A 9,429-nucleotide genomic window follows, 5' to 3' on the forward strand; every position below is an offset into this window, starting at 1 on the left:
CTACCTGTGCGTGACGGGTAGGGAGTGTGACAGATAGGGGTGGTTTGGTGCGAGGATTGCTAGAATATAACTCTCTCAGGTAGCAGGGCATCTGTCTAGGTGTCTTGCTAGCCGAGTTTTACCTTTGGGGGGTAAAATATGGCTGGCGGTATCAACAACCATGATTAGCACAAACTACTATTGGGTGCAAGCGCAAGCGGGTATAAACAATAATTTGCTTGCTATGGATAAGAGCATTGGGCGGCTGTCAACTGGCAGACGTGTCAATAGTGCAGCTGATGATGCTGTCGCGCTTATGGCTTCGCATAGGCTCACGAGCAATGCAGCAGCATACACTGCCTTGTCTGATAGGGCGCAGGTGATGTCGTCCGCTATGAACACCGCATCTAGCGGGGCAGATTCTATAGTAGGGCTATTACAACAGATGCGTTCATTAGCTGCCAGTGCTAGCGGAGCGAGTGCGCAAGAGCGGGCAAATATACAAACCGAGATAGAGGACTTGCGCAGTCAGATAACAGCTGCGGCGAATGCGGCGTCATTTTTGAACAAATCAATGTTAAACGGCGGCTATGGTGCGGCATGGGGAGCGGCTGCAGGCTATAACGATAGCGTTGCTGCCCTTGTGCGTGGCGGAGCTGCCACAGGCGCATATAAGATAGACTACAATTTAACGGCAGGACATAATGCTATCTACGGCACTAACGCATTAACGGAGAAAAGTCTTTCTGCAGTCACTACATACACGTATCGGCCATTCAGCTGGCAAGGTTACCCCACGCCTGCCCGCCAAGATGCAGAAACCGCGTGGAATGGAGCAAAGGTTGAATTTACAACGGGGCTTACTAATAGGGTTCAGAGCCTGAATGCCCAGCTTGTAGATAGCCAGACTACGCCCAACTCTACACTTATCCCTATTGGTACTCTTGGTGGTTATGGTGGACATATGAATTTTGGAGGTACCGTCGTTCCCGGTGGTTATATAGAAGTCACGTTTAATAATGATAGAGCACTAGGTGATGCGGCTGGAACGACAGATCTTCAATGGGATTGGTTGGATGCTACCACGGGTACTCGCTATACTCATAACTTTGTTAGTAGTACCCCTGGCATTGCTTATTTGGGTGACACGAATATTAGTAATTTCCTACATATGGACATAAATTTGGGTACTAATGCTCAGTGGAGTGCTGGCGACAAGTATTTGTTATATGTAGATGGTTCTTTTGGTGCCTCTGACGAGGTGCTTGTCATAGATACCCCCACTACCACCAACCCTAATGGCACCAATTATGCCTATACTTATGTTAGCTCAGGTGTATGGGCGGACACCGCCTACCTAGCTCAGATGCGTGTAAGGCTGACTGCTGGCAACACTGCTGCAACAGGTGGCTCGGCATGGCTTGTGACGCTGGATGCCGCAGGATTCCACGAGAACAAGATTACGTGGACACCTGCTATGACACTCAATAACATCTATGATGCTACGCCTGTCACCGCCACTACCACAACTATAGGTAGCATTGCTGGGGAGGAGATTACAGCGACCAGCAATACCAAGCTGATGAACGTTTCGCAGCTGAAAGATATACTCGGTGCGTCTTCGTTCCTTACCATAGCAGGCAATAACCGATACACGAACATAGCCGTTGATGGTGAAGATACCATCGCCGACTTTGTGGAGAAACTCCGCAAAGCTATAGCGGACGATTTAGAGATGGGCAAGGTGCCGCCAAACCAGCTAAGTCGCTACCTGTCAGCGGGGGGCACATTGAACGGCGTCTATTTTGGAGCGGGCACAATAATGCTGGCGGGCGCAGCTACCGGCATAAACTCTGAAATATCAATCGGCGGCGATAGCGCATTGTTAGAAGCCATAGGGCTTAAAAAGATGAGAGACTCCGAGCAAGACCTGCTAACTGCTACCGTATTTGATGTCAACAACAATAGGGTGCTTGGCACCACTAAAAGCTACGACGGGGTAATACGCGGGCTAGTGAAAGACGCTGATTTTGCTGTTGATATAGCGGGGTGGACTAAGGCGGTCGTGAACGGCGGCAAGATGAGCTTTGTATCCACTATGGGCGATAAAACTGCCTATATAAACCTAGCCAATAAGACCAGCAGGACAGGCACAGGGCTGGAGCCTTATGTTAAGACCAATATATCATTTGGCAGTTTAACGGCGCAAACATTGGAGCTTGATAAGATAAACGTGCGGACTGAAGCGGGGGCACGGATTGCAGCAGCGCAGGTAGATGAGGCACTTGTGCGGGCAGGTGTAGCAAAAGGGCAATCTAACAGCGGTATGGGGATATTTAATACCGCTAAGGGGCTTACTGAGGTTAACAGAAACATTCTGCTATCAGCAATATCAAATTTAGTTGATGTTGATATAGCAGAGGAACAGGCAAAACTGACTAAAACACAGATGTTGTTAGAAAATGCAACCTCAATACTAATGCAAGCAAATGGAATATCGTCTTATGCCGTTATGATGTTGATGTAAATAGGGAAACTGTCTCCTCCTCCTCCTCCTCTGGGGGTGGGGGGATAAAAAGAGTTCTTGAAAGTGGGGATAATTTTCCTGAATATGGTTATCTGGATGAGTTGATAACCTCGTCAACTTTGTCTATACCGATAGTCAGGTCTTTGTTTCTGAATACTGACATATCTTTGCTGACGGAGGTGACAACCTCTGCATTTAGCACGTCGTAGGTCTCTATCTTGCCGTCAATCCAGCGTTCAAGCAGTCGTTTTAGTTCTATGCTGTCATCTTTGTGTTTCTTCCAAAGCTGATTTGATGCAAAGTGTGACAGGCGTGCCCGTCTGGTGCTGCAATGGTCGCACTCTTCATAGAGTATCACGTCTATGGTTTCTTCAGGGGTGGACAAGTTCACTAGCTTGAAACATAAGCGCCACCTGCTGTGACTGCACAAAGCTCGTTTAATAATGTTGCCATAGATATTCTTAAACACAGGTGTGTCCCCCAATTTAGTCTCTACACCTCCATTATTTGGCTATTCTCACGAGAAGTCAAGCCTTTTTTACAATTTGCTCGGACGAGCGAACTTTTTTGCAAACTTTTGACAAGCTACCTTACGTATGATAACCTGTAACTTGTTCGGACGGACAAATTATAAGGGGGGGTTTTATATGGAAGCTGTTAAACACAGGAAACTAACGCTTGATGAGGAACTAGACTTGGCGGAACGTGCGTTAGACTTGAGAGAGGCGGGCAAGTATGAAGAGGCTACAAAACTTATAAGGCAAATTCCAATGCCTGCACGTATGGCAAAAAACCTTAAAGAGATTCATGGCAAGGATTTTTTAATTAGTAGTGGCTATAATCTAGTGGAGGCTAACGAACGATATGGCACAAACTGGCTCAATCAGTGATAAAATAACTAATGAAATAGCTGATAACGCTATTTTGTTGCACGCTGGCAGGAAAGCACATAGGGACGTGTATATGGTTATGCAAAGAGAGGCGTTGGAACTGCCTGCGCCTATATTTTTATAGTATAATGATAGTGGAGGTGTTTTATGGGTAGCGCAACAGCATTAAGAGTGGAGAGTGCGGACGTATTGCCAGCGGTTGAACCTAGGCGGTATAAATACATCATTAACGGCATTACTAGATACTTCACACGGGAAGAGCTTATTGCTCATCAAGACAAGTTAATGAGGAATAGCGGGGTAAAACTTTCTAGGAAAACCATTGCAAAAATAACCGATGACGTTATTGAAACAACGTTAAAATATGACGGCGACCCACACGGGGACATGCAAGGAAAGCACTATACGTGGGCACACCAATTAGAAGCAGATGGGTTTGCTGACGTGATACACTAATGGCATCTTTTGCTTTTGATATACCCGCTAACATCAACGCCGAATATCCAGAGGCTTATTGGTCGGATAGGGTGCTATACTCCAATGTTATTAAGAATAGCGCGATAGATAGGCTTGTAAAGAACTTGGGACTTGTGATTGAGCACGATGAGGCAACAACACCAGTCTTAAAACGCAATAAAACAATAGTCTTGCCACCGAAAGGCTGTTTTCCTAACGCCTCTAACTACTATCATGCAGTATTGCACGAGGCAACACACCACATGAGCCGTAGATTAGGGCAAGACGACGACCTTTTCAACGCTATTACAAATTATAGCGTTGAAACTAATCAACTTCCTAATCTTTCAATGTTAGTAAGTTGTTTTGACGATTACAAAATGCAGTTTTGTGAACAGGACGAGTTTAAGCAGTTAGGCGTAAATCCCGACACTGCCCTGTCCGTTGCCGCTTTCTATATGAAAGAGGAAGTAAAATGTGAAACCGTTGCACTGGCTATGCTACAGCGGGCGAGCCTGCACCCTGACGAAAACGACATCAGCTATGCAGAGGGTAGTATTGCAACAGCAATGAGGATTTGCAGGTTAGCAGATTTGTCAATAGATAAAGACACTGCGGGCTATAACAGGCTCAATCAAGACATCACAGGGATAATTGAGCACTTGCAAAAAGAGTTTGAAATTGCTAAAAAACAGATTCCTTTCTCTACTGCCAAAAAAACAGCTACGGGAAGAAGATAAACTAATTGCGACAATTGCACGACGGTTTCCCCTGTTTAGGAATTATGACGTGCTCTCATATATTATGCTGTTATGCCCGGAGCCGGAATTGAACCGGCACACCATTGCTGGCGAGGGATTTTAAGTCCCTTGCGTCTACCAATTCCGCCATCCGGGCGGACAATTACATGCAACACCTGCATTCTACACCTAGAAATAAAGCATTGTCAACGAGAAAAAACAAGATACTAGATACTATTTGACAAACATATTTTTTGTATGTAACGTTAGTCCATAATGAACGGCTATATATTTGTAATCGCATTTTACTCCATAGTGATGATTGCGCTGGGCTTTTATTTCTCTAAACGCCGCAACGTTAAAGATGCATCAGGTTTCTTTGTCGCTGGCAGGGGGCTGTCTACCCGCCTGCTGTTCACTACCCTGCTTGCTAGCAATATCGGCGCAGGCTCTACAATAGGACTTGCGGGTATGGCTTACAAATACGGCATATCGGCGTGGTGGTGGATAGGTGCGTCTGGGCTAGGCTCAATATTCCTTGCCTACTGGGTAGGTCCTCGCATATACGCTAAAGCTTGCGAACACGGCTTTTTCACGCTGGGTGATTACTTGGAATATCGCTACTCAAAGCTGTTCCGTGGAACAACTTCACTGATGATGGGTATCGGCACGCTGGCAATATTCGGCGGACAGTTGCTGGGTATTGCATGGATATTACAGACGGTATCGGGACTGTCAAAGACTAGCGGCATACTTATAGGCGCGCTGGTAGTGGTGCTATACAGCATATCAGGCGGGCTTACATCAGCCGCCGCAGTTAATATGTTCCAGATAGCGGTTAAGATGCTCGGTTTTGTATTAGCTGCCGTTGCCGCTTATGTAGCAGTGGGCGGGTTTAGCGGATTAGCGGTTAAGATAGCCGCAGTTGCACCGGTTGATAATGTAATGTTAAGCTGGGACGGGATAGGTTTGACTGTTATTATAGGGTTCTTTTTGATGTTGACGCCATCTTTTTGCATATCGCCGGGGCTGATAGGCAAGGTATATGGGGCAGAGAGCGTTGAAGCGGTCAAACGCGGCACTGCGCTGAATGGCGTTATGCAATGGCTGTTCGGTATGCTCATTGTGTTTATCGGTATGAGTGCTTTTGCTATGGTGCCTACCCTTGCTAATAGGGAGCTTGCACTGCCTACGGCTATTATTGAGCTGATGCCGTTCTGGATAGCGGCTCTTGCTCTAGCGGCTATATTCGCCGCAGAGGTGAGCACGTCAGATGCAATACTCTACATGATAGCGGGTGCATGGGCGAACGATGTCTATAAAGGGTTGATTAACCCAAACATATCCAGCAAGAATTTGTTGATACTAGGGCGTGTGATGATGGCGGTGGGGGGTGCAGTGGCAATCCTCTTTGCGATGGTGTTGCCAAATATTATTGGTGCGTTGACGATATTCTATACGCTAATGTCAGTGAGTTTGGCTGCGCCGCTGTTTTTCGGGCTGTTCACAAAGTCTGCCGACAGCAGGGGGGCACTGCTATCGGCTATAATAGGTGTTGTTGTGACTATTTACTTTCAATTTTTTGCCACCAAACATGGCGTATGGCTCTTAAATGCACAGTCCACAGGAATATTGTTCAGCATAGCATTTATGGCAGTTTGGACACTAATGAGGAAGTTGAGACTACCACGCCCCTGCTGACAAGTTTCTTCCGCTAGTTTCATCTCGCTCCATTGGCACAACGTCTGCAAAATAGCTCAGCGCACATGCATCCGCACTATCAGGTGAATAGCCTAGTGCGCGTTTGAGTTCGTCTTTGCTTGCAATCTTGAATACTCCGTTCTCCCGCACCTCATATTCAATAGCGCACAGCTCGGCATGCAGTTTCCTATCTTGCGGCAGTTTTAAGCCCATAGTTAGCGCACTTTTCAGCCGTTTATACATCTCCGCCCGCCTGTTGAACATCTTCCCGTTCATAGACTTCGCCCCCACATCAGCTGGCAACACCGGTAGCCCCAGCTGTCGCAGTCTGTCATATAGCCCTGCCCCTAGTCCGTTAATCTCTACAAATATCGCATCGGGCTTGCGAGCGGCATCGTGATAATCGCTTGCTATAAAGTCGGCAAAGTTCATCAAATCAGGCGTGCTTTTGCGCACTAATTCGTAAATGATACTATCGCGCCGTTTGGCTATTACGCTCATATCGTCCCCCTGCCGTGCTACGTCTATACCCCATACATCTAGTCTGCCACCTTTGGGCGTGAAACCTCCTCTGTATTGGCTAGTTTCACCCTCCATAGCCATACTCACCAGCTCATAGCCGAAGAGTTCGCAGGTGCCTTCGTCTATAAAATCCCCGTAAATTTCCTGTCGCACAACGCCACCCTCGCCACCTAGTTCTGTCAACATTTCGTCTATCGCCCCCTTGTCAAGATTTGGGTTGTCATAACTGCTAAACTTGAACGCTTGCCAGTTCTTGCGTTTAGCCGCCTGCTTGTATAGCTCGTAAAATAAACCTTTCCCTTTCGGCGTGCCCCCGATAATAGCTACGGAGTTAGGGTTATCTAACATCATCGGTCTAACGGCGTTCTGCCATAGATAGCGATTTTTTAAGATAATTCCCGCCTCGTTCAGCACTATTAAATCGTAGCCGAACCCCTCCCAGTTCTCTGGATTGTCCGCACTGCGGAAGTCGCAGGTGTTGCCTGATATTGTCAATAGCTTTTCAGACACCTTCCACTGCCATAGTTCCTTTGGGATTTTCTTCAGCATCGGCATAAAGTAGCGCGATACGTAGTTGCGGATGTTCTGGTGTATGGTGTCGCCCCATAGGACACTGCCATAAACGCCATCTAGCATACTATGCACTACGTAATACGCCGCCCCTTTGGTAAAGCCAAGCCTGCGCCCTTTTGCTATAAGCCGCACCCTTGCGTTACAATCACAGAATACAGCTCGCTGGGCGGGGCTATAGCTAAAGTCCGAGTTCTGCCGCCTCACGACTCTCCTCTGCGACCTCCTCATTATAGGAATGAACCTCTAGCCATACACTAAGCGCAGCCTCCGATATGCGGTATGTGGGACGTTTCAAATGTTCGTTCAGGTTGATAGCTGGCAAATCCCCCGAACGAATATGCTCCCGCACCCACTTGAACGACACCCCCAACCGAGCCGCTACCATCGGCACAGTCAACATCTTCTCTGGCATAACACCACCCTCCCCTTTTATAATAAATATTCACTATTATATAGTGAATATATACTAGTGTCAACTTTTTTATTCTTTTTTTGTTGCGCTATCAAAATTTAGCAACGCTTGTCTTGATTAGTTGCTATTTTTCCTTAAACTTTCCCTAACAATCTGCCGATAGCGAGTGGCGTTGCATGGAGGCAAAGACTAAAATGGTATAGTTGTAATAGGGGAGAGCCATGCAGATTTATACTAATTCGTTGTCATTTACTGCCAACAGACATCTTAATGTTGCCAATCGCGCGCTGGAGAAGAGTGTAGAGGGGTTGTCTAGCGGTTTGCGTATCAATCGTTCTAGTGATGATGTAGCTGGGATGGCAGTGTTTGAGAAATTACAGATACAGTTAAAGGGTATGGCTAAGGCGGCGATTAGTGCGCAGAATGGCATTAGTTTTCTGCAGGTAGCGGACAGCAGTATGGGTGTTATAGGCGATATGCTGCAGCGGATGAGGGAGTTAGCGGTGGAGGCGGGGGATGCCACGTTTACGGCTAATGACAGACGAGCATTGCAGGCGGAGTTGGAACAGTTAAAGGCAGATATAGATAGGATTTCAGTTGAGACTGATTTTAATACACATAAGTTGTTATCGGGTGATGCGTCAGGGCTATGGAGTAGTAGTAATGCTGGGATAGAAGTAATATTGACGGGTGCGCCTGCTGGTGGCAACTATAGGCTGGAGTTTGAGGTAAAGCCGGGACAGAATGCCGTTTATAAGACGAATATATTCAAAGGAAAGAGCGACGCAGTAGTTAGCAATTACTCTATTTCGGGGGATACGGCTCTCGCTGAAAGGCTGACTATCAATATGTCATCTACGCCACAAGCAACTGGCGACATGGGCGAAGTGCTATCTGGCTTTCCTATCGTGAGCACTGCCCCCCATTTTTATTTTTCTGGTCCGGTGGCTGATACGGCTGGTGCGACTAATATGGTTGGTTCGGGTGCGCTCCTATGGTCTGATAATGCTGCGTGGGGGAGCGATACCGAGCATAGTTACGTTAATGCATATTGGCCTTTTGTTGCGGCGGCGTCCGTGTCTGATATGGCAGTTTATTTTAGCTGGGACTCTGCCAGCAGTGCCAGAAGTTTTTATGTAGGCATAGAATATAAGGGGACAGGACCTATAGCTAACGCAACTGATGCAGCAAACTTTGAAATTACACTTTACAGCGTGACGAGTGATGACACGTTTGTTATAGCGGCAGGAGCAGGCGTAGGGGGTTATTTGCCTGGTAGTGCTTGTTATCTGAACGTTACTGCTCCTGCCTCTCTTGGACTTGGTATTGATAGATTTAGTCTAGCTGTTGGCGATATTTCTCACATAGTGCCTGGCACAAAGGGGTTGATGGGTATAACGTCTACTAGTTACAGTGCAAGCTCCACATTGGTGCCTGCTGATTACACACAACGGATAGTTAGTATGGACGTGTCAGTTGAGAAAAAGGGCAAGATGAATTTCGGAGCATACCCCGATACGGGTGATTCTAAGATAGGTTTCCAGACGCCACGCGTTATATGGGATAGAGATAATGGCGACCTGCAATACAATGTTGTTACGATTGATGAAGCGGGCGATTTTAAGGTGA

Annotated in this window: 10 protein-coding genes and 1 tRNA gene; 7 read left to right on the forward strand and 4 right to left on the reverse strand. The window is 46.9% G+C overall.

Features of this window, described 5'->3' with window-relative positions:
• Nucleotides 1-124: 124 nt before the first annotated feature.
• Nucleotides 125-2,506 (forward strand): flagellin, encoded by a 2,382-nt coding sequence (locus AC1MDJ_RS02155; RefSeq protein ID WP_479689313.1) that lies wholly within the window; start codon nucleotides 125-127, stop codon nucleotides 2,504-2,506.
• Nucleotides 2,507-2,594: 88 nt separating this feature from the next.
• On the opposite strand, the gene AC1MDJ_RS02160 is transcribed toward AC1MDJ_RS02155, so the two are convergent.
• Nucleotides 2,595-2,975, reverse strand: a complete 381-nt coding sequence (locus tag AC1MDJ_RS02160; RefSeq protein ID WP_479689314.1) for a hypothetical protein — start codon at nucleotides 2,973-2,975, stop codon at nucleotides 2,595-2,597.
• A 178-nt stretch (nucleotides 2,976-3,153) separates the two neighbouring features.
• On the opposite strand from AC1MDJ_RS02160, the gene AC1MDJ_RS02165 reads away from it, so the two are divergent.
• The 4 genes from AC1MDJ_RS02165 to AC1MDJ_RS02180 are packed head-to-tail and all read left to right on the forward strand — an operon-like array spanning nucleotide 3,154 to nucleotide 4,592.
• On the forward strand, nucleotides 3,154-3,396 hold the full coding sequence (locus tag AC1MDJ_RS02165; RefSeq protein ID WP_479689315.1) for a hypothetical protein: 243 nt from the start codon (nucleotides 3,154-3,156) through the stop codon (nucleotides 3,394-3,396).
• Nucleotides 3,371-3,520: a hypothetical protein gene (locus AC1MDJ_RS02170; RefSeq protein ID WP_479689316.1), complete on the forward strand. Its 150-nt coding sequence runs from the start codon at nucleotides 3,371-3,373 to the stop codon at nucleotides 3,518-3,520. The genes AC1MDJ_RS02165 and AC1MDJ_RS02170 overlap by 26 nt, the downstream gene beginning before the upstream one ends.
• A gap of 23 nt (nucleotides 3,521-3,543) precedes the next feature.
• Nucleotides 3,544-3,852 (forward strand): hypothetical protein, encoded by a 309-nt coding sequence (locus AC1MDJ_RS02175; RefSeq protein WP_479689317.1) that lies wholly within the window; start codon nucleotides 3,544-3,546, stop codon nucleotides 3,850-3,852.
• The gene (locus AC1MDJ_RS02180) at nucleotides 3,852-4,592 is read left to right on the forward strand and encodes a zincin-like metallopeptidase domain-containing protein (protein ID WP_479689318.1); all 741 of its coding nucleotides are present in this window, start codon (nucleotides 3,852-3,854) and stop codon (nucleotides 4,590-4,592) included. The genes AC1MDJ_RS02175 and AC1MDJ_RS02180 overlap by 1 nt, the downstream gene beginning before the upstream one ends.
• A gap of 73 nt (nucleotides 4,593-4,665) precedes the next feature.
• Here the strand turns inward: AC1MDJ_RS02180 and AC1MDJ_RS02185 are convergent.
• Nucleotides 4,666-4,749 (reverse strand) — tRNA-Leu (locus AC1MDJ_RS02185).
• 119 nt (nucleotides 4,750-4,868) lie between these two features.
• Here AC1MDJ_RS02185 and AC1MDJ_RS02190 point away from each other — a divergent pair.
• Nucleotides 4,869-6,293 (forward strand): sodium:solute symporter family protein, encoded by a 1,425-nt coding sequence (locus AC1MDJ_RS02190; RefSeq protein WP_479689319.1) that lies wholly within the window; start codon nucleotides 4,869-4,871, stop codon nucleotides 6,291-6,293.
• Here AC1MDJ_RS02190 and AC1MDJ_RS02195 read toward each other — a convergent pair.
• Together AC1MDJ_RS02195 and AC1MDJ_RS02200 are read right to left on the reverse strand one after the other, a co-directional pair.
• Nucleotides 6,276-7,592 carry a terminase large subunit domain-containing protein gene (locus AC1MDJ_RS02195; RefSeq protein ID WP_479689320.1) on the reverse strand — a complete coding sequence of 439 codons (1,317 nt, stop codon included), beginning with the start codon at nucleotides 7,590-7,592 and terminating at the stop codon, nucleotides 6,276-6,278. The genes AC1MDJ_RS02190 and AC1MDJ_RS02195 overlap by 18 nt on opposite strands.
• Nucleotides 7,567-7,800 (reverse strand): helix-turn-helix domain-containing protein, encoded by a 234-nt coding sequence (locus AC1MDJ_RS02200; protein WP_479689321.1) that lies wholly within the window; start codon nucleotides 7,798-7,800, stop codon nucleotides 7,567-7,569. The genes AC1MDJ_RS02195 and AC1MDJ_RS02200 overlap by 26 nt, the downstream gene beginning before the upstream one ends.
• Nucleotides 7,801-8,021: 221 nt before the next feature.
• Here AC1MDJ_RS02200 and AC1MDJ_RS02205 point away from each other — a divergent pair.
• Nucleotides 8,022-9,429, forward strand: a 1,408-nt coding sequence (locus AC1MDJ_RS02205) for a flagellin (protein WP_479689322.1), incomplete at its 3' end; no start/stop codon positions are given.

The sequence above is a fragment of the Candidatus Termitispirillum reticulitermitis genome (genome assembly GCF_054655775.1).

Bases quoted from the DNA above. Each gene is read 5' to 3' on its own strand.
- AC1MDJ_RS02165 (WP_479689315.1), top strand. From the start codon at position 3,154: ATGGAAGCTGTTAAACACAGGAAACTAACGCTTGATGAGGAACTAGAC.
- AC1MDJ_RS02170 (WP_479689316.1), top strand. From the start codon at position 3,371: ATGGCACAAACTGGCTCAATCAGTGATAAAATAACTAATGAAATAGCT.
- AC1MDJ_RS02175 (WP_479689317.1), top strand. From the start codon at position 3,544: ATGGGTAGCGCAACAGCATTAAGAGTGGAGAGTGCGGACGTATTGCCA.
- AC1MDJ_RS02180 (WP_479689318.1), top strand. From the start codon at position 3,852: ATGGCATCTTTTGCTTTTGATATACCCGCTAACATCAACGCCGAATAT.
- AC1MDJ_RS02190 (WP_479689319.1), top strand. From the start codon at position 4,869: ATGAACGGCTATATATTTGTAATCGCATTTTACTCCATAGTGATGATT.
- AC1MDJ_RS02200 (WP_479689321.1), bottom strand. From the start codon at position 7,800: ATGCCAGAGAAGATGTTGACTGTGCCGATGGTAGCGGCTCGGTTGGGG.